24 protein-coding genes are annotated in these 21,144 nt (G+C 66.1%); 11 read left to right on the top strand and 13 right to left on the bottom strand.

The annotated features are described in order from the left end of the window. Positions 1 to 65: 65 nt before the first annotated feature. Positions 66 to 392, bottom strand: coding sequence for a hypothetical protein (locus ABC347_RS01635; RefSeq protein ID WP_413244044.1), 327 nt, complete (start codon positions 390 to 392; stop codon positions 66 to 68). A gap of 122 nt (positions 393 to 514) precedes the next feature. On the opposite strand from ABC347_RS01635, the gene ABC347_RS01630 reads away from it, so the two are divergent. The 3 genes from ABC347_RS01630 to ABC347_RS01620 all read left to right on the top strand — a co-directional run bounded on the left by ABC347_RS01630 (position 515) and on the right by ABC347_RS01620 (position 1,691). Next, positions 515 to 700 carry a hypothetical protein gene (locus ABC347_RS01630; RefSeq protein ID WP_413244043.1) on the top strand — a complete coding sequence of 62 codons (186 nt, stop codon included), beginning with the start codon at positions 515 to 517 and terminating at the stop codon, positions 698 to 700. Between the two features lie 197 nt (positions 701 to 897). After that, the gene (locus ABC347_RS01625; RefSeq protein ID WP_413244042.1) at positions 898 to 1,536 is read left to right on the top strand and encodes a uracil-DNA glycosylase; all 639 of its coding nucleotides are present in this window, start codon (positions 898 to 900) and stop codon (positions 1,534 to 1,536) included. Beyond that, positions 1,536 to 1,691, top strand: coding sequence for a hypothetical protein (locus tag ABC347_RS01620; protein ID WP_413244041.1), 156 nt, complete (start codon positions 1,536 to 1,538; stop codon positions 1,689 to 1,691). Before ABC347_RS01625 ends, ABC347_RS01620 begins: the two co-directional genes overlap by 1 nt. Positions 1,692 to 1,771: 80 nt before the next feature. Here ABC347_RS01620 and ABC347_RS01615 read toward each other — a convergent pair whose 3' ends face one another. Next, positions 1,772 to 2,002 carry a hypothetical protein gene (locus ABC347_RS01615; RefSeq protein ID WP_413244040.1) on the bottom strand — a complete coding sequence of 77 codons (231 nt, stop codon included), beginning with the start codon at positions 2,000 to 2,002 and terminating at the stop codon, positions 1,772 to 1,774. Between the two features lie 174 nt (positions 2,003 to 2,176). Between ABC347_RS01615 and ABC347_RS01610 the strand changes: the two genes are divergently transcribed. Beyond that, entirely contained in the window at positions 2,177 to 2,398 is a 222-nt protein-coding gene (locus ABC347_RS01610; protein WP_413244039.1) for a hypothetical protein, read from the top strand. A 251-nt stretch (positions 2,399 to 2,649) separates the two neighbouring features. Here ABC347_RS01610 and ABC347_RS01605 read toward each other — a convergent pair whose 3' ends face one another. From ABC347_RS01605 to ABC347_RS01595, 3 genes are all read right to left on the bottom strand, one after another. Continuing rightward, positions 2,650 to 2,982, bottom strand: a complete 333-nt coding sequence (locus ABC347_RS01605; protein WP_413244038.1) for a hypothetical protein — start codon at positions 2,980 to 2,982, stop codon at positions 2,650 to 2,652. 91 nt (positions 2,983 to 3,073) lie between these two features. Beyond that, the gene (aguB, locus tag ABC347_RS01600; protein ID WP_413244037.1) at positions 3,074 to 3,922 is read right to left on the bottom strand and encodes an N-carbamoylputrescine amidase; all 849 of its coding nucleotides are present in this window, start codon (positions 3,920 to 3,922) and stop codon (positions 3,074 to 3,076) included. 3 nt (positions 3,923 to 3,925) lie between these two features. Continuing rightward, the gene (locus tag ABC347_RS01595) at positions 3,926 to 4,918 is read right to left on the bottom strand and encodes an agmatine deiminase family protein (protein WP_413244036.1); all 993 of its coding nucleotides are present in this window, start codon (positions 4,916 to 4,918) and stop codon (positions 3,926 to 3,928) included. Positions 4,919 to 5,050: 132 nt separating this feature from the next. On the opposite strand from ABC347_RS01595, the gene ABC347_RS01590 reads away from it, so the two are divergent. After that, the gene (locus ABC347_RS01590) at positions 5,051 to 7,039 is read left to right on the top strand and encodes an alpha/beta hydrolase family protein (RefSeq protein ID WP_413244035.1); all 1,989 of its coding nucleotides are present in this window, start codon (positions 5,051 to 5,053) and stop codon (positions 7,037 to 7,039) included. 60 nt (positions 7,040 to 7,099) lie between these two features. On the opposite strand, the gene rpsD is transcribed toward ABC347_RS01590, so the two are convergent. After that, positions 7,100 to 7,714, bottom strand: a complete 615-nt coding sequence (gene rpsD, locus ABC347_RS01585) for a 30S ribosomal protein S4 (RefSeq protein WP_413244034.1) — start codon at positions 7,712 to 7,714, stop codon at positions 7,100 to 7,102. 276 nt (positions 7,715 to 7,990) lie between these two features. On the opposite strand from rpsD, the gene ABC347_RS01580 reads away from it, so the two are divergent. After that, entirely contained in the window at positions 7,991 to 8,263 is a 273-nt protein-coding gene (locus ABC347_RS01580) for a chorismate mutase (protein WP_413244033.1), read from the top strand. Positions 8,264 to 8,267: 4 nt separating this feature from the next. On the opposite strand, the gene ABC347_RS01575 is transcribed toward ABC347_RS01580, so the two are convergent. Next, positions 8,268 to 8,519, bottom strand: a complete 252-nt coding sequence (locus ABC347_RS01575) for a hypothetical protein (protein ID WP_413244032.1) — start codon at positions 8,517 to 8,519, stop codon at positions 8,268 to 8,270. Positions 8,520 to 8,578: 59 nt separating this feature from the next. Further along, positions 8,579 to 9,310, bottom strand: a complete 732-nt coding sequence (locus ABC347_RS01570) for an RNA methyltransferase (RefSeq protein WP_413244031.1) — start codon at positions 9,308 to 9,310, stop codon at positions 8,579 to 8,581. A gap of 93 nt (positions 9,311 to 9,403) precedes the next feature. On the opposite strand from ABC347_RS01570, the gene ABC347_RS01565 reads away from it, so the two are divergent. Next, positions 9,404 to 10,498 carry a sensor histidine kinase gene (locus ABC347_RS01565; protein ID WP_413244030.1) on the top strand — a complete coding sequence of 365 codons (1,095 nt, stop codon included), beginning with the start codon at positions 9,404 to 9,406 and terminating at the stop codon, positions 10,496 to 10,498. Beyond that, the gene (locus tag ABC347_RS01560) at positions 10,495 to 11,364 is read left to right on the top strand and encodes a LytR/AlgR family response regulator transcription factor (RefSeq protein ID WP_413244029.1); all 870 of its coding nucleotides are present in this window, start codon (positions 10,495 to 10,497) and stop codon (positions 11,362 to 11,364) included. Before ABC347_RS01565 ends, ABC347_RS01560 begins: the two co-directional genes overlap by 4 nt. A gap of 343 nt (positions 11,365 to 11,707) precedes the next feature. Here the strand turns inward: ABC347_RS01560 and ABC347_RS01555 are convergent, their stop codons facing one another. Next, positions 11,708 to 14,761, bottom strand: a complete 3,054-nt coding sequence (locus tag ABC347_RS01555) for a TonB-dependent receptor domain-containing protein (RefSeq protein WP_413244028.1) — start codon at positions 14,759 to 14,761, stop codon at positions 11,708 to 11,710. A gap of 150 nt (positions 14,762 to 14,911) precedes the next feature. Between ABC347_RS01555 and ABC347_RS01550 the strand changes: the two genes are divergently transcribed. After that, a complete protein-coding gene (locus tag ABC347_RS01550; RefSeq protein WP_413244027.1) occupies positions 14,912 to 15,544 on the top strand; it encodes a hypothetical protein in 633 nt (210 codons plus the stop codon). A gap of 16 nt (positions 15,545 to 15,560) precedes the next feature. Here the strand turns inward: ABC347_RS01550 and ABC347_RS01545 are convergent, their stop codons facing one another. The 4 genes from ABC347_RS01545 to ABC347_RS01530 all read right to left on the bottom strand — a co-directional run bounded on the left by ABC347_RS01545 (position 15,561) and on the right by ABC347_RS01530 (position 18,811). Further along, the gene (locus ABC347_RS01545; protein ID WP_413244026.1) at positions 15,561 to 16,418 is read right to left on the bottom strand and encodes a M23 family metallopeptidase; all 858 of its coding nucleotides are present in this window, start codon (positions 16,416 to 16,418) and stop codon (positions 15,561 to 15,563) included. Between the two features lie 38 nt (positions 16,419 to 16,456). After that, on the bottom strand, positions 16,457 to 16,663 hold the full coding sequence (locus tag ABC347_RS01540) for a DUF2093 domain-containing protein (RefSeq protein WP_413244025.1): 207 nt from the start codon (positions 16,661 to 16,663) through the stop codon (positions 16,457 to 16,459). Between the two features lie 16 nt (positions 16,664 to 16,679). Continuing rightward, positions 16,680 to 18,101, bottom strand: coding sequence for an exodeoxyribonuclease VII large subunit (xseA, locus tag ABC347_RS01535; protein ID WP_413244024.1), 1,422 nt, complete (start codon positions 18,099 to 18,101; stop codon positions 16,680 to 16,682). A 155-nt stretch (positions 18,102 to 18,256) separates the two neighbouring features. Continuing rightward, the gene (locus ABC347_RS01530; protein WP_413244023.1) at positions 18,257 to 18,811 is read right to left on the bottom strand and encodes a type 1 glutamine amidotransferase domain-containing protein; all 555 of its coding nucleotides are present in this window, start codon (positions 18,809 to 18,811) and stop codon (positions 18,257 to 18,259) included. Between the two features lie 116 nt (positions 18,812 to 18,927). On the opposite strand from ABC347_RS01530, the gene ABC347_RS01525 reads away from it, so the two are divergent. Continuing rightward, complete coding sequence (locus ABC347_RS01525; RefSeq protein ID WP_413244022.1) at positions 18,928 to 19,929, top strand: DNA topoisomerase IB; 1,002 nt, start codon at positions 18,928 to 18,930, stop codon at positions 19,927 to 19,929. Between the two features lie 6 nt (positions 19,930 to 19,935). Continuing rightward, positions 19,936 to 21,138 carry a mechanosensitive ion channel family protein gene (locus tag ABC347_RS01520; RefSeq protein WP_413244021.1) on the top strand — a complete coding sequence of 401 codons (1,203 nt, stop codon included), beginning with the start codon at positions 19,936 to 19,938 and terminating at the stop codon, positions 21,136 to 21,138. Positions 21,139 to 21,144: the final 6 nt, after the last annotated feature.

The raw sequence follows: 21,144 nt of genomic DNA, 5'->3' as shown, positions 1-21,144 counted from the left end.
AGCCGCGCCGAAGCCCTGCGCGGCCAGCGCGATTCGCCGCGCCTGGGCCGGAGACAGCGTCTCGATCAGTTTTCGTCGATCCGGGCCGCCAGCAGGGCGTAGCGCTGGGCCGCCTCGCGCAGGCGCGGATCCTTGAACGTGGCGGCGGGATCGGGCGCATCGCCCAGCGCGTGCAGCAGCGTCCACAGCGCGAAGCGGCGGCCCGGTTCCTGTTCGGTACCGAGATCGGTGCCGGCCCGTTCCAGCCCGCGTTCGAAGCTGGCATCGTCCAGCGTGGCGGGATCGGTGGTGCCGAAATAATGGTGGAGCAGCGCATCGAGATCCATCCTCGGACCGTGGCGGCAGGGCGCGTGGATGGCAAGCGCACGCCTGTCCGCGGTCGGCCCCCGCATGCAGTTCGTCGATCGGTCGATCGGCATGGCGTTTCCATCCAATTGTGCGGTGCGGATGCGGCGTAGCGGGGCATCGTGATCGTGCGGCCAGGCCGCGCCGATCCAGACGAGGAATGCCCAGAATGTCCGCCGCGCCCGCCAAGCCGATCGATCAGGAACGGAAGGGATCCTGCGTGTCGGCGGTCGGCCTGTTCGGGCTGGCGTGCATGACGACGCTGCCCGAGATGGCGCATGCGCGCACCCGTGGACTGGATATGTCGCCGGCCGAATGGGCGCGCCGCTTCTGCGAGCCGACGCGGCCGCGCTGATTTCCGGTGCGTCATCCCTGCGCAGGCAGGGATCCATGGCTGTCTGAATGGGGCACCCGGGGATCGGAGGGCGGCACATTCATGGGTCGGCGCTGTGCCGGGACGGTCTGGCCGATCGGAGAGCCATAGGCCCCTGCGTTCGCAAGGGCGACGGCGGGCCTTTTCCCTTCGCTCGCAAATGCCTTTAGAGCAGACGGATGACGCCGCTCGAACCTTCGCCCGATTGCCCGCTTTGCCCGCGCCTGGCCGCGTTCCGCGAGGAACAGCGCTTGGCGCATCCCGACTGGTTCAACGCACCCGTGCCCGTGTTCGGCGATCCGCAGGCTTGGCTCGCCATCGTGGGGCTGGCGCCGGGAATGCAGGGCGCCAACCGCACCGGACGCCCCTTCACCGGCGATTTCGCGGGCGTGCTGCTATACGAGACGCTGCTGAAGCATGGGCTGGCGACCGGCCAGTATCTAGCGCGGCCCGACGACGGGCTGGCGCTGACGGGTGCGGTGATCATCAACGCGGTGCGCTGCCTGCCGCCGCAGAACAAGCCGACGCCGGAGGAAATCCGCACCTGTCGCCAGTTTCTGGTGCCGCCGCTGGAGGCACTGCCGCGGCTGAAGGTGGTGGTGGCGCTGGGCCAGATCGCGCACCAGTCCGCCGTGAAGGCGCTGGGCGGGCGGCTGCCGAAGGCGCGCTTCGCGCACTTGGCGGAACATACGCTGCCATCGGGCGTGGTGCTGATCGATAGTTATCACTGCTCACGCTACAACCAGAATACCCGCCGGCTGACGCCCGAGATGTTCGACGCGGTATTCGCGCGCGCCGTGGCGATCGGGCCCGGCTGATGGTCGGCCTCACGATGGCGATTGTCGATTTCATGATGATCCTGCTCGGCTCGGCGCTGTGGGCGATGGCGGGGATCGGCGGCGTGATCGTAGGCGGGGTGGTGGCGCTGCTGGGCGGATGGAAACTGCTGCGGCGCATCAGGGGGCGGCGGTGAAGGGAAGGACGGAAAGTCCGCAATCGCCCAATCACCGCCGTCGAGCATGATGCTGACAGAGACGTGTAGCGGCCGATTGTTCAGCTATGTCGCTTCGCGATACGGAGGAGGATCAGCAGCGCGGGTATGAAGATGGCGAGTGGCAGCCAGTCAACATCGCCATAACCGAGGCTGCCTAACACCATCTGCCCAACGATGATCGCCACAACAGTCGGGAAGATGATGGCAGCCATCATCGCGAAGCCCTTCCAGTGACACGGTATGTAGCTCCACGCCACTTTATGGAACCAGACTTCGCGCTGCACGGTCACCTCAGAATGTCTGCTGACGCCAGGCTAGCGCCGAAAGCTGCCGGACCGCAATCCACCAATAGCGGGACATTCAGCCCGGCCCGCTACGACCGCTCGCACACCTTCGCCCCGCAATTTGTGCGTGTGCGCTGTCGGCAGTCTTGCCGCATGGCGGAATTTGATTATTGAAGCTGCATGTCCGGTCCCGTAACGATCATCGAGCGCGCGTTTGAACTCGCCCGCGAAGGCCAACTCAAAGATGCCAGCGCGATCGCGAAGGTTCTTTCCCGCGAAGGACATCAGGGTGCCGAGCAGCACTTGAACGGTGGGGCGATCAGGAAGCAACTCGCCGCGATCCTGCGTGCCAGCCGCACCGATGGCGCTGCCCCGGCGCAATCGCCCGCGCAACAAGGCTAAATCCGAGACGCTTTCGCGCCTTTCGGGAGGCGTTCGGCGCCTGCTGGTGACCGATTGGCTCGAAGCGCTGGCGCCCGCAGCACGAGAAGATCGAGCGCCGCCGGGACACCGCCGGCAGCGACGGCTTTCGCCTTCGATGATGAGATCGGGGAGGCGATGCTGCAAGCAGGTTGATGTGGCCTTCCACCGAATCGGGACATTGCCCCACTGCAGCGCCGGCCCCTCCCCCGCGAGGGAGGGGCCGGCGGGGCTTAGCGGTACGGGCGGTTCTGGCGGTCGTTCTTGTTGACCCAGACGCGGGCGCTAAGGCGATCGAAGCGACGCTGGAGATCGACGCGTTCGCGCGGCTGGAGGCCGTTCGAGCGGCGATACTGCGCCTCGATCCGGACGATGTCGCGGAATTCGGCGCGCAGATTCTGCGCCTCGCGGCGAGTGAGGGCGCCGTTGCGGATGCCCTGATCGATCCGGCGATCGAGGTTCTGCTGGCGCTGGTTGATGGGCTGCCAGGCCTGGGCGCTGGCGACGCCGGGCACCGCGACCGCGACGGTCGAAGCGGCGATGAGGGCGAGCAAGGTCTTGCGCATGGCGAGTCTCCGATACTGGGCAGGAATGTCTGCGAGGGCCGGAATGCACCGCGGCAGTTGAACGATCCATGGCCGCGCGGTTGGCGCGCGTTCAGATATCCTGGGTAAGCCGCCCGTAGAGTTCGGGCCGGCGATCTCGGAAGAAGCCGAAGGCGGCGCGATGGCGCTTCACGCGAGCGAGATCGATCGTGGCGACCAGCACGCCGGTCTCGTCCTTGCCGAACTCGGCCAGCATATCGCCGCGTTCGTCGCAGATGAAACTGTGGCCGTAGAAGGTCATGCCGTTCTCGGTGCCGATCCGATTGGAGGCAATCACCGGCACCACGTTGGACACGGCATGGCCGATCATCGCGCGCCGCCACAGCCGCGAGGTATCGAGCGAGGGATCGTGCGGCTCGTTGCCGATCGCGGTGGGATAGAAGAGGAGATCCGCCCCCATCAGCATCATCGCGCGCGCAGTTTCGGGATACCATTGATCCCAGCAGACGCCGACGCCGAGCGTGGCCGCAGGCGTGGGCCACACCTTGAAGCCGGTATTGCCGGGGCGGAAATAGAATTTCTCCTCATAGCCCGGGCCATCGGGAATATGGCTCTTGCGATAGACGCCCTGCACCGCGCCATCGGGCCCGATCATCGCCAGGCTGTTGTAATGGTGCGGGCCATCCGCCTCGAAGAAGCTGGTGGGGATGTGGATGCCGAGCTCGGCCGCGAGCGGCCGCATCGCCAGCACCGCGGGGTGGCGGTCGGTCGGCTGGGCACGCGCGAACAGGCCCTCATCCTCGACCTGGCAGAAATAATGGCCCTCGAACAGTTCGGGCGGCAGCACCACCTGCGCGCCCCTGCCCGCCGCCTCGCGCACCAGATCGGACACGGCTGCGATGTTGGCCTGGGCATCGTCGGTCAGCGCGAGCTGGAGGGCGGCCACGGTGATCTCGGTCATGGCTCAGGCTCCGATGCGCGGCATCTGCTGCGAGATGCAGTGGAAGCTGCCCCCGCCGGTGAGGATATGGTCGGCGCGAAAGCCGATCGCGGTGCGGCCCGGGAACAGCGCGCCGATCGCGGCAACCGCGGCATCGTCGTTCGCAGCACCATAGAGCGGGATCACGACCGCAGCGTTGCCGATGTAGAAGTTCATGTACGAAGCCGGGATCGCCACGCCGTCACGCTCGACCAGCCCCGGCGAGGGTAGGCCCACGACCTCCAGCCCGAAGGCGCGCGCGCGATCCGCGGCATCGCGATAGACCGTAGCGTTGGGATCGCCCTCGCCCGCGGGCTCGGGGATCGCGACCACCCCCTCGGCCACGAACCGGGCGAGATTATCGACATGGCCGTCGGTATGGTCGTTGGCCAGGCCATCGCCCAGCCACAGGATGCGCGACAGGCCGAGATCGGCAGCGAGCCGTGCGGCGATCTCGTCCTGCGACAGGTCGGGGTTGCGGTTGGGGTTGAGCAGGCATTGCGTGGTGGTGACGGCCAGGCCGGTCCCGTCCGTATCGATCGCACCACCTTCGAGCACCCAATCGCGCGTGACGCAGGCCATGCCCTGTTCGGCGGCGAGCTTGCGGCCGATCACATCGTCGCCGGGCAGATCATATTTGCCGCCCCAGCCGTTGAACGCGAAATCCATCGCCAGCGGCCGGCCGCCTTCTGCCACGATGATCGGCCCGGTATCGCGCAGCCAGATATCGCCGAAATGGTGGACCTCCACCGCGATGCCCGGCCCCGCCAGCGCGCGCGCCTGTTCGGCGGCGAGCTCGTCCGCGGCGACCAGCACGATCTGTTCGCCCGCGCCATCGGCATGCACCGCGCGCGCGAAGGCGGCGACTTCGGCCTGGGCGGGCTCGAGATCGTCCTCCCACAGCTCGGCATGGCTGGGAAAACCGATCCACACCCAATCGTGCGGGGCCCATTCGGCGGGCTGGCGGCGGTCTGTCACGGGCGGCGTCCTTCGCGAAGCGCGGTCAAGCCGCGCCAGATGGCAGCGCTGCATGACAGGTTCAAGGACGGGCTTGCAAAGAGACGGGCAGACAGGGCAGCATCGCCGGCAAGCGTTTGTTTCGGGGGGGATATGCTCAAGCAAAGATTGGCGCTCGGCGCCGCGGCAATGGCGCTGCTGGTGGCAGCCGCGCCCGACGACATGGCAGCGAAGTTCGGCGCGCTGGATCAGGTCAACGGGATATCGCTTTCGCCCGACGGGACGAAGCTGGCCTATATCGGCCCGCGCAAGGGCAAGGGCAACACGGTCTACACGGTCGACTTGGCCAACCCCGGGCAACCCAAGGTGGCGACTGCCGCGGACGGCAATCCGCTGGTGATCGATCGCTGCGGCTGGGTTTCGAACGTCCGGCTCGCCTGCCAGATCAGCGCGCTGCAGCGTGTGCAGCAGAACATCAACGCGGTCGCGCGCGGCGCAACGATGCTGGCGCGATCAACGCGCGTCATCGCGGTCGATGCCGATGGCAGCAACATCAAGATGCTTTCGGACCGGCCGTCCGAGAATGCCGAGTATCGCAACTTCGGCGGCGGCTGGGTGCTGGACTGGCTACCAGGCGACGGGCAGGCCGTGATGATGGCGCGCTGGTTCGTGCCGGAATCGCGGGTCGGTTCCTTGGTGGACAAGATGCGCGAAGGCCTTGGCGTCGAGCGGATCGACGTGACGACAGGTAAGCGAACGGTCGTCGAGCAGCCCCGCGTCCAGGCCGTCGAATATATTACCGACGGGCGCGGCACAGTGCGCATCATGGGCACCCGTGAACGTACGATCGACGGCTACAGCAAGCCGACCATCAACTATCTGTACCGCCCGGCAAACTCCCGGGAATGGCTCAAGCTCAGCAGTTTCGACACGACGAGCCAGAGCGGATTCAACCCCTATGCGGTCGATCCCGAACGCAACCTCGTCTATGGCCTGAAGAAGCTGAATGGCCGGCAGGCGCTCTATTCGATCACGCTGGACGACAATCTTACCGAGACGCTGGTTTACGCCAACCCGCAGGTCGATGTGGATGGCGTCGCCACGATCGGACGCAACTTGCGCGTCGTGGGAGCTAACTACACCGACGATTCGGGCAATACCCAATATTTCGACAAGGACGTCGCCGCGATGCGTTCATCGCTTTCGAAGGCGTTGCCGGGCCTGCCGCAGGTGCAAGTGATCGATGCCAGCCTGGACGCCAGCAAGATGTTGCTGTGGGCGGGCAGCGACGTCGATCCGGGTAATTACTTCCTGTTCGATCGCAGCGCCAAGAAGCTGCAGAAACTCATGTTGGCAAGGCCGCAGCTTGCCGGCGTCCCACTGGCCGCGGTCAAGCCGATCACCTATCGCACCACAGACGGCACTCAGGTGCCCGCCTATCTGACGTTACCGGTCGGCAAGACCAAGAATCTGCCGACGATCGTGATGCCGCACGGCGGGCCGAGCGCACGCGATAGTTGGGGGTTCGACTGGCTGGCGCAATATTATGCGGCGCGCGGCTATGCGGTGCTGCAGCCGAACTATCGCGGATCGGCGGGCTATGGCGACGACTGGCTGAAAACGAACGCCTTCAAATCCTGGCGCTCTGCAATCGGTGACGTCGTCGATGCCGGCAAGTGGCTGGTATCCGAAGGGATCGCAGATCCCGGGAAGCTAGCGATCGTCGGCTGGTCCTATGGCGGCTATGCGGCCCTGCAATCCGCCGTGATCGCGCCGGATCTGTACAAGGCGGTGGTGGCGATCGCGCCGGTGACCGACTTCAATCTCACGATCGAGGAAAACCGCGGCTATTCGAATTTCTACGCAGTGAAGGAATTCGTGAATACCCCCGACAGCCGCGCCGCATCTCCGCTGCAGAACGCCGCGACGATCAAGGCGCCCGTCTTCCTCGCACATGGCGACATGGATCAGAATGTCGAGATCAAGCAATCCCGCGAGATGGCCGATCGGCTGCGCGCCGCGGGCAAGAAGCATGAGTTGATCGTCTATCCGGGGCTGGCCCACAGCCTGGAGACAGCCGAGGCCCGGACCGACCTGCTGGCCAAGAGCGACACCTTCCTGCGCGCATCGATGGGGATGTGAGCCACGAAAAAGGGCGGCCCGCAAGGACCGCCCTTTTCGGATTTCAGCTGGAAGGCCGGATCAGCGCGAGTAGAACTCGACGACCAGGTTCGGCTCCATCTTCACCGGATAAGGCACTTCGTCCAGCGTCGGCACGCGCACGAAGGTGACCTTGGCGGCACCGTCGGTCGCGACATAATCGGGGATGTCGCGCTCCGGCAGGCTCTGCGCTTCCATCACCAGCGCCATTTCCTGCGCCTTGCTGCCCAGCGTCACTTCGTCGCCCGGCTTCACCAGACGCGAGGCGACGTTGCACTTCACGCCGTTGACGCGGACATGGCCGTGGCTGACGAGCTGGCGGGCCGAAAAGATCGTCGGCGCGAACTTGGCGCGATAGACGATCGCATCCAGGCGACGCTCGAGCAGGCCGATCAGGTTCTGCGAGGTATCGCCCTTCATGCGCGATGCTTCGGTGTAGTTCTTCTTGAACTGCTTCTCGGTGATCTCGCCGTAATAGCCCTTCAGCTTCTGCTTGGCCTTCAGCTGCAGACCGAAGTCCGACACCTTGGACTTGCGGCGCTGGCCGTGCTGGCCGGGGCCATATTCACGCTTGTTGACCGGGCTCTTGGGGCGGCCCCAGATGTTCTCGCCCATGCGGCGATCGATCTTGTACTTGGCGCTGTTGCGCTTCGACATGCATCATTCCTTCAATTGCGTCGTGGCGACGACCCGCGGGGGCCGCCGGTTGTACCCGGAACCGCGCTACCGTGACGACAAGTCTGGCAGGGCCACCGCTTCACCGAGCGTGCGGGGCCAATTGCGAAGCGGGGCGCTTAGCCGCGGTGGGCTTCCCCGTCAAGGTCGACAGCGGCGGCGGCGCTGTCGAGGGTCCACGCCAATCACGATCCTCGACCTGACCGGGTTTGGACCCTATGGACGGCGCCCATGATATCTCCCGATCGATGCACCACGATGGCCGAGGTCCGCGCAGGCGTGGACGCGACCGATGCCGAGCTTGTCGCGCTGCTGGGCCGGCGCTTCCGTTTCATGGATGCGGCCGCGCGGATCAAGCCGGAACGGGGGCTGGTGCGCGACGAGGAGCGCAAGGCGCGCGTGATCGCGCAGGCACGCGATCATGCGCGCGCCCACGGCGTGCCCGACGCGGTCGTGGCTGATCTCTGGGACCGGCTGGTCGAAGCGTCGATCGCCTATGAATATGATCGCTTCGACGAGCGCGCCGGCTGACCGATCAGTTGCTGCCGGAACTGGCCGGCGCGTTCTGGAACTGCGAGGCGGCATCGCGCGCGGCGACGCTCTCCGCCTTCCACTGCGCGCTCGTGCGGCAGATCTTCTTGCTCTTCACCAGCGATCCCGTTTCGTAAATGCGGCGGCAGATGACCTTCTCGGCGGCGGCCCCGTCCTGCGCGGCAGGCTTGGTCGGCGGCTCGGCCAGAGCCGGAGTGGACGCGACAAGAAGAGCGAGAATCAGCGCACGCGACATCTTACATCTCCGAAGAATAAAGTGGTCAGTTTGACAGACTATGCTTGGATATCAAGGCGTCACGATTCGCGGGGGTGCGGGACGGCGAGCGCGGAGAGCATGCCACGCACGGTGCGCACCTCCTGCGCGGTCCAGGCCGGGCGGGTCAGCAGCGTGCGGATCATCCGGCGGGTGACCGGCTTGCGATCGGGCGGAAAATAATAGCCGGCGGCATCCAGCATCGTGTCGAACTGATCGATCATCCCGTCGAGCTCGAACTGAGTGGCCGGCGGCTCGGCCGGGATCAGCGGCGGCTGCGCCAACGCCACTCCCTTCGACCATTCATAAGCGAGCAGGATCACCGCTTGCGCGAGATTGAGGCTGCCGAATTCAGGATTGATCGGCACGGTGACGATCGTTCGCGCGAGCGCCACATCCTCCGTGGCCAGGCCCGATCGTTCGGGTCCGAACAACAAGGCGGACCGGCCCGGCCCGGCATGGATCGCGCGCGCCGCCTGCTCGGGTGTGACGACCGGCTTGGTGACGCCGCGGCGGCGCACCGTGGTGGCATAGATATGGGTGCAATCGGCGACCGCGGCCGCAAGATCCGGAAACAGCGCGGCATCGGCCAGCACGCGATCGGCACCGCTGGCAGCAGGACCGGCATCCGGGTTCGGCCAGCCATCGCGCGGGGCCACCAGCCGCAGCTCGGTCAGCCCGAAATTCAGCATCGCGCGCGCCGCCTTGCCGATATTCTCGCCGAGCTGCGGGCGGACAAGGACGATGACGGGCGGCGGCGTCTGGCTGGTCATGGCCCGCGCGCATACAGCGTCGCGCCCCGCCCCGCCACCTGCGGCGCACGCGCGGGGTTTCGCTTCGTCGCGATATGCGGCTAGGTTCGCGCCATGGCATTTCCCGGCCTCAAGTCGCAGCCCTTCTTCGACGACAAGAATCGCGCCTTCTGGGTGCTGCAGTCGGTCGGGTGGGCAGGCTATTTCGCGCTGCGCTCACTCGGCGGGCTGGCCAACGGCATGGGCCTGTTGTTCATCGTGCCGACCGCGCTGTCGACTGCGACCGGCTATTCGCTGACGCTGCTGATGGCCGCCATCTTCCGCCGCCTGATCCGCAAGCCGGCCGTGACGACCTGGTCGGTCTCGATCGTCATCCTGCTGTTTGCATCGGCCGCATTCTCCACCATCGAGACCTGGGCGCACGCGACCTTCTATCGCCCGGGATCGATGCCCGAAGGAATCCAGTTCCTGGGCGCGATCCTGCTCGATTTCGCGATCCTGGGGGCCTGGTCCGCGCTCTATTACGGCATCAACTTCTACCTGCTGCTGGAAGAGAAGGTGGATCAGATGGAGCGGCTGGAGACGCAAGCCTCTTCCGCCCAGCTGGCGATGCTGCGCTATCAGCTGAACCCGCATTTCCTGTTCAACACGCTCAATTCCATCTCGACGCTGGTGCTGCTGAAGCAGACCGACCGCGCCAATGTGATGCTTTCCCGGCTGTCGTCCTTCCTGCGCTACACGCTGGCCAACGAGCCGACCGCGCAGGTGACGGTGGCGCAGGAAGTGGAGACGCTGAAGCTCTATCTCGAGATCGAGAAGATGCGCTTCGAGGAGCGGCTGCGGCCGCGCTTCGAGATCGATCCCGCCGCGGCCGAGGCGCGGCTGCCATCGCTGCTGCTGCAACCGCTGGTCGAGAATGCGATCAAATATGCGGTCACCCCGAAGGAGGAGGGCGCCGAGATCGCGGTCGAGGCGCGCCGCCATGGCGAGCGGCTGCTGATCACCGTATCGGATACCGGCCCGGGCTTGAACGAGGGCCCTGCACGACCCAGCTATTCCACCGGAGTCGGACTGGCGAACATCCGCGACAGGCTGGCGCAAGCCTATGGCGCGGACCATCGTTTCGATGTCCACACGAACCGAGAGGAGGGTTTCGGCGTGACGATCGAGATCCCCTTCCAGAATGAACTTGCCAAGGAAGCCGCATGACCAATCCCCCGACTGCCACCGGCGACGCTGCGCTGCGCGGGCAGCCAGGCCGGGCCCAGGCCCGCACGACGATCCGTACCATCCTGGTCGATGACGAGCCGCTCGCCGTCCAGGGCCTGCAGTTGCGGCTCGAGCCGCACGAGGATGTCGAGATCATCGAGACCTGCCTGAACGGCCGCGAGGCGATCCGTGCCATCAAGACCCACAAGCCCGATCTCGTCTTTCTCGATATCCAGATGCCGGGCTTCGACGGCTTCTCGGTGATCCAGGGGCTGATGGAAGTCGAGCCGCCGCTGTTCGTGTTCGTGACAGCCTATTCGGACCATGCGATCCGCGCGTTCGAGGCGCAGGCTGTAGGCTATCTGATGAAGCCGGTCGAAGAGGACAAGCTGGCCGCCACGCTGGATCTGGTGCGCACCCGGCTGGCCGAGAAGCGCGGATCGGAAGAAGCGGGCCGGTTGAAGGAAGTGCTGGCCGAAGTGGCGCCCGAGGCGGCCGAGGGCTTCGCCGACGGCAGCGACGCCCCCGCCTCTTCCCGGTTCGAGAAGCTCATCAACATCAAGGATCGCGGCCAGATCTTCCGCGTCGATGTCGACAGCATCGAGCGGATCGACGCCGCCGGCGACTATATGTGCATCTATACCGGCGACAATACGCTGATCCTGCGCGAGACCATGAAGGACCTGGAAAAGCGGCTCGACCCTCGCCGGTTCCAGCGCGTCCACCGCTCCACCATCGTCAACCTCGATCTGGTCAAGGAAGTGAAGCCGCACACCAACGGCGAATGTTTCCTGGTGCTGGGCTCTGGCGCGCAGGTGAAGGTGAGCCGCAGCTATCGCGACGTGGTCGCTCGCTTCGTCCACTAACAACCGGGCCCATCCAGCGGGCTATCGGGCCGCTCTCCCGGATGGGAGGGCGGCCTTTTTCTTTGGTCTAATCTTCGGCGGGACGAAGGGTGCGTTCGCCCCCCCATCGGCCACGGCTAGACAGGCGCAAAGTCCAAGACCCAGTCGGGATGCTCATCAGTGCGCTCATCTTCGACAGCACCGCTGCTCGGCTCCGACCTGCGCCGAAGTACGGCTCGCACAACGGCTGGCCCGGCTCTTGAGGCGAAACGGTCATGCCGGACATGTCCCAATCGACCGCACACGCAAAAAAGGGCGGGTCCGAAGACCCGCCCTTTCTTGTCTTGTCGCGTGAGCGACCGCCTTAGAACTTCAGGCGGGCACCGGCTGCGAAGCGACGGCCCAGCGCGTCGTAGGTCGACGGATAGGTGTTGCCGCTGTTGAACGAGGTCGAGCCGATCGTGCTGCCGACGAGCGGCGGCTTCTTGTCGAACAGGTTCATACCGGTCAGCGTCAGGTCAAAGTTGTCGGTCACGCCGAACTTCACAGCAAGATCGAAGTAGTCATAGGCCTTGATCTTGTTGAAGTCGCGATCGCCATCGAAGCCCGCAACCGGACCCTGATAGGCATCGCCGTCGAGATCGCGCTGCAGCGGCTCGAACTGGACGTTATCGATGTGACGCCACAGGACCGAGACATCGACGTCGTCGAACGACAGCGTGGTACGCAGGTTCCAGGTGAACTCCGGCTGGATCGAGCCGCAGTTGATGCTGTAGTAACCCGTGCATTCACGATTGACGTCGGTCGGCGTCGCCTTGAACTTCGAGGTGTTCGTCCAGTTACCGTTGAACGCCATGTTCAGGCCCGCAAAGCCGAGATCGGTGCGGTAGTTGGCGGTCAGATCGATACCGTCGGTGCTGAGGCGGCCCAGGTTGGAAAGCACGCCGAACAGGCCGGGCGCAATCGCCGGATCGCCGTCGAGACCGCCCGTGACCGGGTTACGGCGGATCGAGGTACAAGCCGCACTGGTCGAAGCACCGGCCGCAGGGTTCTGCGGATCCGTGCCGAAGCAGGCCGCGATCAGATCGCCCGGGGTCGGGGTGGTGATCGCGCCCGTCACCTTGATGTTGTAATAGTCGACCGAGAGCGAGAAGCCCGAGAAGAAGGTCGGCTGGATCACAGCACCGATGGTGTAGCTGTTCGACTTTTCAGGACCAACGTTGGTGTTGCCACCCGCGGTGATGTTCGCCTGGCCCGCGGTCGGAACCTGGATCAGGTTGACCTGACCGATCGGCGCACCCTGCGCCAAGCAGATCGCACGCAGTTCGCCGGTCGGAACGCCACGGCCGAGCGAGACGCCGTTTTCGTCCAGCGAAGCGCAGGGATCGTCTGCCAGGTTGGTCAGGCCCGTCGAGACCGGCGAGAACAGTTCGCCGATGTTCGGGGCACGGACCGCGCGGGCATAGTTGCCGCGGATCTTCAGGCTGTCGACGGGTTCCCAGCTACCGCCCACCTTGTAGGTGGTCGTCTTGAAGGTCGGGCTGAACGGCGCGACGATCGTGTACTTCGAACGACGGACACCGGCTTCGAGAGTCAGGCTCTGGAAGAAGGGACGATCGCTGATCAGCGGAGCGATAAGCTCGGCGAACCCTTCGTACACGCTGTAGCCGCCGTCGATGTTCGGCGCAGCACCACCGGCGCCGCCGAGTTCACCGGCCGTCTGAGCCAGCGTGTCCGAACGCTGCTGCGCACGATACTTGCGATACTCGGCACCGATCGCGAAGCCGATCGGCTCTTCGGCCAGCGGGCTCGAGACACCGAAGTCACCGTTGATGACGGCGCGGGCCTGGGCCAGCGTCGAACGGACCGTGCTGGTCGATTCACCGGTGACGTACGGGATCTGGTTGGCGAGGATCGAGCCTTCCGGACCGAACAGGTTGATCGGAACGCAGCCCGAGCCGGCACCGATGTCCGCACCGCCCGGCGCGCCGCCGAGGCACGACGTGGTGTTGGTGGCGTAAGCCGCCGAACGGACGCGCGAGGTCAGCACATAACCCTGCAGGGTCTGCTTGTTCTCGGACTCACCATAGGCACCCGACACGTCGAAGTTGATCGTATCGGTGATCGCACCGCGCACACCGGCGCGATAGTCGAAGATGGTGGTCGAGAAGTCCGAGATACGCGGACCGGCTTCCGTCGTACGACGCGACACGTTGGTCGAGAAGGTCCGGAAGTTCGGATCGGTCGGGCTGGTCGCCGCTGCCGCAGCGTTACACTGCGCGACGCTCAGGCCGTTGGAAGCGCAGAACTGCGCCCGCGCCGCCGCGGGCAGATACGGGTTGCTGTACGGGATCACGACCGAGCTGCCGAAGATGCCCGACGGCGCGATGATCGTGTTGACGGTGTTCTTCGAGAACAGGCCGCGGGTGTAGACCTCGATGCCGTCCGTCACTTCGTAGCGGGCCTGGCCGAACATGTTGAAACGCTCGAACGGGGTCTGGAAGACGTTGAACGGCGCGAAGTTGAACAGCTGGAAGGTCGGCACCAGCGCACCCGTGGTCGGGTTGATCTGCTGGGTCGCAGCACCCGGACGGGTGAAGCGCGACGGGATCGAGGTGCCCGATCCCGAGTTCGCACCCGTGAACGAGTCGATCGTGTTCATGCCGATCATACGATCGCCCTGATACACGGGATCGGACTGCTGATAGCCGATCGAGAAGGTCGCATTGCCGCGGCCGTCGTCGAAGTTCGCACCGGTGGTGAGATCGACACGGACGAAGTTGCCGTCGCCACGCTCGGTGATCTGATTCGAAGCGTTCAGCTCGACGCCGGCGAAGTCACGCTTGGTGATGAAGTTCACCACGCCCGAGATCGCGTCCGCGCCGTAGGTGGTCGAAGCACCACCGGTCAGCACGTCGAGACGATCGACCAGCGCCAGCGGGATGTTGTTGAGATCGACGCGGCCAACGAGATCGCCCGGAACGATGCGCTCGCCGTTCAGCAGCACGATGTTGCGGTTGGAACCCAGGCCACGCAGGTTGACGAACGACTGACCGCCGTTGCCGTTGTTGACGGCCGAGCCGACCGACGGAACCGCGCCCGGCAGATCGCGCAGCAGTTCTTCCGCGACGTTCGACTGGCGCAGCGCGATTTCTTCGGCGCCGACGACGGCGACCGGGGTCGACTGCTCGAGGTTCGGGTTGCTGATCAGCGAGCCGGTGACGACGATGACGTCGCTGTCACCGCCCTCAGCGATCGGGGCTTCGGCTTCAGCCGGAACGGTCTGCGCGAAGACCGGCGACGCGCACATCGCGATGCCGATGGCGAACGACGCGGCGCTGGCGCTCAGCGCGCGGCGATTGAGAAACTTGGTGGAGTTGGTCACGGTCCAGTCCCTTTTCTGGAGTGTGCGAGCCATGCGGCCCCGACACGCAACCGTCCGGTCGAAATGAGCACACGACCGCGCCCATTGCCCCCTTTCGGCATTGCAGCGTGATGCGGATTGGCAGGGCGGCTGTAAAGCTGGCGTTCATCTCGGTTAAGCGGTTGCGCCGCCCCTGTCGCCGAAATGCAACAGTGGCGTCCGATGGGCGAAATGTGGTTTAGCGGCAACGGCGAGCAGGCGGCCGGACCGCCGGGCATCAAGGGGATGAAGCAGATGGTGGGACGGGCGGGGATCGGGCTGGCAGTGCTGCTGCTGCTGGGCCTTGGCGGGCAGGCGTCGGCTGCGGACAAGCCAGGCGCACGCCCGAAGATCCTGAGCGACCTCGTCGGCTGCCGCGCGCTGACCGATGCGGCCGAGCGGCTGGCCTGTTACGACCGCGGCGTGGCCGCGCTCGATACGGCGGAGCAGGCCAAGGACGTCGTGGTGGTCGATCGGGCGCAGGTTCGCCAGGCACGGCGATCGCTGTTCGGGCTCAGCCTGCCGAGCCTGAAGATCTTCGGCAATTCGGATGACGGCAAGGAGGCCGAGGCGTTCAAGGAGATCGAGACGACGATCAAGTCCGCGAGCTATAACGGCCAGACCCAGCGCTGGACGATCGTGCTGGAGGATGGCGCGCGCTGGACCCAGACCGAGACCAAGCGGTTCCGCCGCGATCCGAAGCCGGGCATGAAGATCAAGATCCGCGAAGCGCTGATGGGCAGCTATTTCGCCAATGTCGGCGAGCAGCAGGCCACCCGGATGCAGCGTATCAACTGAGCTGGTAGGCCGGCGGCTACGGCATCGGCCCGGCCAGCAGCAGCGGATCGATGCGGCGATCGCGCCACTTCATCCCCCAGTGGAGGTGCGGACCGGTGGCACGGCCCGTCATCCCCACCGCGCCGATGATCTGGCCGCGGCGTACCGCCTGCCCCTCCGCCACGTCGATCCGCGACAGGTGCAGGAACGCCGAATTCAACCCCATGCCGTGATCGATCATCAGCAGATGGCCTTCTAGCGTGAACGGGGCGGTGGCGGCCAGCACAACGATGCCATCGGCCGGCGCGGCGACGGGGGTGCCGGTCGGCCGCGCGACATCGACGCCGGAATGATAGGCGCCCGGCTCGCCCGCATAGATGCGCTGCGATCCGAACCGGCCGGTGATCGCGCCGCGCACGGGCCAAAGGAAGCCTTGCCGCCAGCCCTCGACAGCGGCGGAGGTGGCGCGCGCGGACGCGATGCGGCGCAGTTCCTCGGGCCGGCGGCGCTGGAAATCGGCGCTGGGCACAGGGACCTTGGGCAGCGTCGGCAGCGATTGTATCTGCCAGGCGCGCGGCGCGATCGAAAGAGTCAGCGGCCAGCGGCGACCATCGGCGGCGCGCGCCTCGAGCCAGGCCTGCGGCGGCGCATCGCGATCGAACGCGATCAGGAAGCGGCCGTCGGGTGCGATCGGGATGGGTATGCCGTCGAGGGCCAGCGTGGTCGCGCCGCGCGGCACGCTGCCGAGCATCACCCCGCCCTGTTCGCGCGCGCCGCTCAGCTGCCAGGATCGCTCGGCCGGCGGGACCAGCGCGAGCGTTGGCAGCGCATCGGCGACGGGCTGTGCAGCGTTGACAAGGACCGGCGGGGCCAATGGCACGCAGAGCGCACCCACCAGCGTCCCTGCAACGGCCGTTACGCGAACCGCTGGCTTCAGCTGTCCTGCTCCAACCCGGCCTGGGCGGCGAGCGTGGCGCTGGCGTAGGGCTGCTGGCGCGAGACGCTCCAGTAGCGCAGATTGTCGAGCGCGATCTTCTCGCCGGACACCGCGCAGACGACATGATCGCCGGCCACCAGCATGCGGAAGCCGTTGGGCATGTAATGAAGGCGCGCGGGGCGACCGCCTGGGGACATCAGCATCGTCAAAAGGCTCCGATCAGAACAGGCTGGGCTGTTCGGGCTTGGACCTGTGATAGGCCGGGCCTTCGGGCTTCTCAACCTTCGCGGCGACTGCGCCATCGGCGAACTTCAGCGTCAGCAGGCCGGCGGCGCGCGCCTCGGCGGCGCTGGTCAGCACCGCGCCGTCGCGACGCTCCACCTTCACATAGCCGCGGCCAAGGGGCGCATCGGGATCGAGCTGGCCCAGCAGCCGGCCGAGCTGCGCGAGCCGGCGGCCATCCTCCGCCAGACGCCGATCGAGCGCGGCGCGCGAGAAGCGCAGACCCTGCAGGCGATCGGCGGCCCGCGCGATCCGCTGTTCGATCAGCGCCGGGCGCAGTGCACCGCTGGTGCGCGCCAACTGGGCCGATGCCAGGGCCAGCCGCCGTTCCAGCCCGCGCGGCAGCCGTGCGCCGGCATCGTCGACCCGTTGGGTCTGCGGGCCGAGCAGAGATTCGGGCGCAGGCAGACGACGCGCGACGGCTTCCAGCCGTTCGCCGGCCCGCTCCTGATAGCGACGTACGCAGCGGCCCGAGCGGAGCCCAAGTTCGGTCACGCGTTCGGCCAGCTGCGCGCGGACCGGCACCGCCATCTCGGCCGCAGCGGTCGGCGTCGGCGCGCGGCGGTCGGCGGCGAAATCGCACAAAGTGGTATCGGTCTCATGCCCGACCGCGGAGATAACCGGGATCGGCGATTCGGCGACCGCGCGGACGACCGCTTCTTCGTTGAAAGCCCACAGATCCTCGATCGATCCGCCGCCGCGCGCCACGATCAGCAGATCGGGCCGGGGAATAGCGCTGCCCATCGGCAGTGCGCCGAAGCCTCGCACCGCGGCGGCGACCTGAGCGGCCGCCCCCTCCCCCTGCACCGCCACCGGCCACACCAGCACATGGCTGGGGAACCGATCGGCCAGCCGGTGAAGGATGTCGCGGATCACCGCGCCGGTGGGCGACGTGACCACGCCGATCACCCGCGGTAATGCCGGCAACGTGCGCTTGGCGGTTTCGTCGAACAACCCTTCCGCCGCCAGCGCGCGGCGACGCTGGTCAAGCAGCGCCATGAGCGCACCGGCGCCGGCCAGTTCGAGGCGATCGATCACGATCTGGTATTTGGATCGGCCGGGATAGGTGGTCAGCCGACCGGTCGCGATCACCTCGATCCCGTCTTCGGGGCGGAAGCGCATGGCGGCCGCCTGCCCCTTCCATATCACGCCATCGATGCAGGCGCGATCATCCTTCAGCGTGAGATAGCAATGGCCGGAGGCATGGCGCTTGAAACCGGACACCTCGCCCCGCACGCGAACATGGCCGAACGCATCCTCGACCGAGCGCTTCAGCGCACCCGACAGTTCGGAGACGCTGAGCGCCGCGTCGTTGGCCCCGGGCGGGTCGGCGGCGATGAGATCGACTGTGTCGGACATGCGGACAGGATAGGGCGCGGGACCTGTTTCGTCACGCGGGTTGCGCGTTGAAGGAATAACCGTCGCCCCTTCGAAGGCAGGGGCCCATGGCTGGCCGATGTGCCACGCGAGCGAGCCATGGGCTCCTGCCTGCGCAGGAGCGACGGATAGAGAGGTCAGGCCTCGGCGTGATCCATCGCCTCGACCAGTTCGATGATCTTCTGCGAGAATGCGGGCACGTCATCCGGCTTGCGGCTGGTGATCAGATTGCCGTCGACGCACACTTCCTCGTCCACCACATCGGCGCCGGCATTGGCGAGATCGGTGCGGATCGAAGGCCAGCTGGTGACGGTGCGATCCTCGACGATATCGGCTTCGACCAGCAGCCAGGGGCCGTGGCAGATCGCGGCAATCGGCTTATCGTCCTCGTCGAACGCGCGGACGATCTCGATCGCCTCGTCGATCGTGCGCAGCTTGTCCGGGTTGGCGACGCCGCCGGGGATGACGAGCGCATGATAGTCCTCCGGATCGACATCGCCGAGCAGCAGATCGGGCGTGATGGTGCGACCCTTCTGGTCATGCTCCATGCCCTGGATGGGATCGGTCTTGTCAGATGCGAGGTGTACGGTTGCGCCGGCCTCGCGCAGCTTTTCGAGCGGGCCGAACAGTTCGGACTGTTCGAAGCCGTCGGTGGCGATAATCAGGATCTTGGCGTCTGCGATGGCAGGCATTGCGGGTCTCCGTCAGTCGGGGGGTTCGGGCTTCTCAACCGCTGGCCGCACCGGGCTGTTCCGGAACAATCCCGCAAAGCGTGCCGTTCCTCCGCCATCCCGATCGGAGCCTCGCCATGCCTGCCATCACCTATGTCGACGATGATCTGCCCGGCATCACCCGTCGCAAGCTGCGCGGCAAATGGGCCTATTTCGACGCCAAGGACGAGCGCATCAAGGATCGTGAGGAGATCGATCGGCTGAACGCGATCGGCCTGCCGCCGGCCTATCGCGATGCGTGGTTCTGCCCCTCGCCGGACGGGCATATCCAGGCGATCGGCTATGACGAGAAGGGCCGGAAGCAATATCGCTATCACACCGGTTTCCGCGAGCAGCAGGAAGCGGCCAAATATGATCGCTGCGCCGCATTCGGGCTGGCGCTGCCGCTGCTGCGCGCGCGCGTCGAAAGCGATCTGGCAGGGCGCAAGCTGGCGTTCGACACGGTGGTGGCCGCGATCGTGCGGCTGCTGGATCTGGGCAAGGTGCGCGTCGGCAACGAGGGCTATGCCAAAGCCAACAAGAGTTTCGGCGCGACCACGTTGCGCGCGCGCCATGCGCAGGTTTCGGGCAGCCGGCTAAAGCTGGAATATAAGGGCAAGTCGGGCAAGGTGCAGCGGCTGACGATCGAGGACGGCCGGCTGAGCCGGATGGCGCGGCGCTGCCAGGATCTGCCCGGGCAGCACCTGTTCCAATATCTTGATGACGACGGCACCGCGCACCCGATCGGATCGGCGGACGTGAACGCCTATATCCGCGATGCCACCGGCGGCGATTTCACCGCCAAGCATTTCCGCACCTGGGGCGCCAGCGTGATCGCGTTCCGCACGCTGATCGAATCGGGAGACAAGCCCTGCTCGGTCAAGGGCATGCTCGAGCCGGTGGCGGAAGCGCTGGGCAACACGCCGGCGATCGCGCGCAAATCCTATGTCCACCCCGCTTTGATCGAGATCGCCAAATCGGGCGAGAGCATGGCCGGGTTGAAGCTGCCGCGCGCCACGCGCTATCTGCAGCCGGCCGAACGCGGCCTCGTCGCCTTCCTTGAAACGATCGGAGATACTGCGGCCAAGAAGGCCGCCTGACAGCTAATGAGCAACACGACATCCCCCGCAGCACCGCCCTTTTCCGTCGATCAGATCGCGAATGACGCGACGCTTGCCACCCGAGACGGCATCGCCTGGCTGACCAGCCACTGGCTGCAGATCGCCATCGCCATCGCCATCGCGTTCGTGATCGTCGCGATCCTCGGCTTCGCCAAGTCGCTCGGCATGAAGCTGGCGCGCGAGGAGATGACCGCCGCCAACTGGCGCGTGGTGGTGGCGCGCGTGATCGGCCAGACGCGGGTCTGGTTCATGATCGCGCTGGCCGCCAAGCTGGTCGACGGATACGCCCAGCCGCCCGCCGCGGTGGCGCAGACGGTGACGTTCCTTTTCACGGTGGCCGCCGCCATTCAGGGCGCGCTGTGGGCGCGCGAGGCGATCCTGGGGGCGGTCGAGCACCGCGCCGGTGGCGATGTCGAACATGGCACGCTCGGGTCGGCGCTCGGCATCATCCGGCTGCTGGTGACGGTGGTGCTGTTCGCGATCGCCACGCTGATGATCCTGGACAATCTGGGCGTGAACGTGACCGGGCTGGTCGCGGGTCTGGGCATCGGCGGCATCGCCATCGGCCTGGCCGCCAAGGGCATCTTCGACGATCTGTTCTCGGCGCTATCGATCATCTTCGACAAGCCGTTCCGCAAGGGCGATTCGATCCGGTGGGACCAGACATCGGGCAGCGTGGAGGCGATCGGGCTGAAGACGACGCGGGTGCGCGCGCTGACCGGCGAGGAAGTGGTGATCTCGAACACCAACCTGCTGAACAAGGAACTGCACAACATGGCGCGGCTGGCGCGGCGCCGGATCGTGATGGTGCTGGGCGTGACCTATGAGACGCCGGTCGAGACGCTGCAGGGCATCCCGGCGCGGGTGCGTGCGATCGTGGAGAGTCACGACAAGTGCACCGTCGTTCGCTGCGGCATGACCAGCTTTGGCGCATCGAGCCTCGATTTCGAGCTGCAGTTCGACGTGCATTCGGAGAATTACGACGAGGTCTTCGATGCGCGCAGCAGCGTGGCGCTGTCGATCCTGAAGGATTTCAACGAAGCGGGCATCGCCTTCGCCTATCCCACCACGACCAACTATACCGCCGCGCCAGATGGTTCGCTGGTGCTGCCTTATCCCGACGTGCAGAAGATCACTGCGGTGGACGACGACGGCAACCATGCCGAGGCGCCATCGTCGATCCGCTGAAAACAT

It is taken from the genome of Sphingomonas canaveralia (genome assembly GCF_047238125.1).
Lineage (GTDB): Bacteria > Pseudomonadota > Alphaproteobacteria > Sphingomonadales > Sphingomonadaceae > JBDFMH01.
The sequence above is the reverse complement of the archived record's forward strand: the minus strand, read 5'-3'. Positions and strand labels throughout refer to the sequence as shown.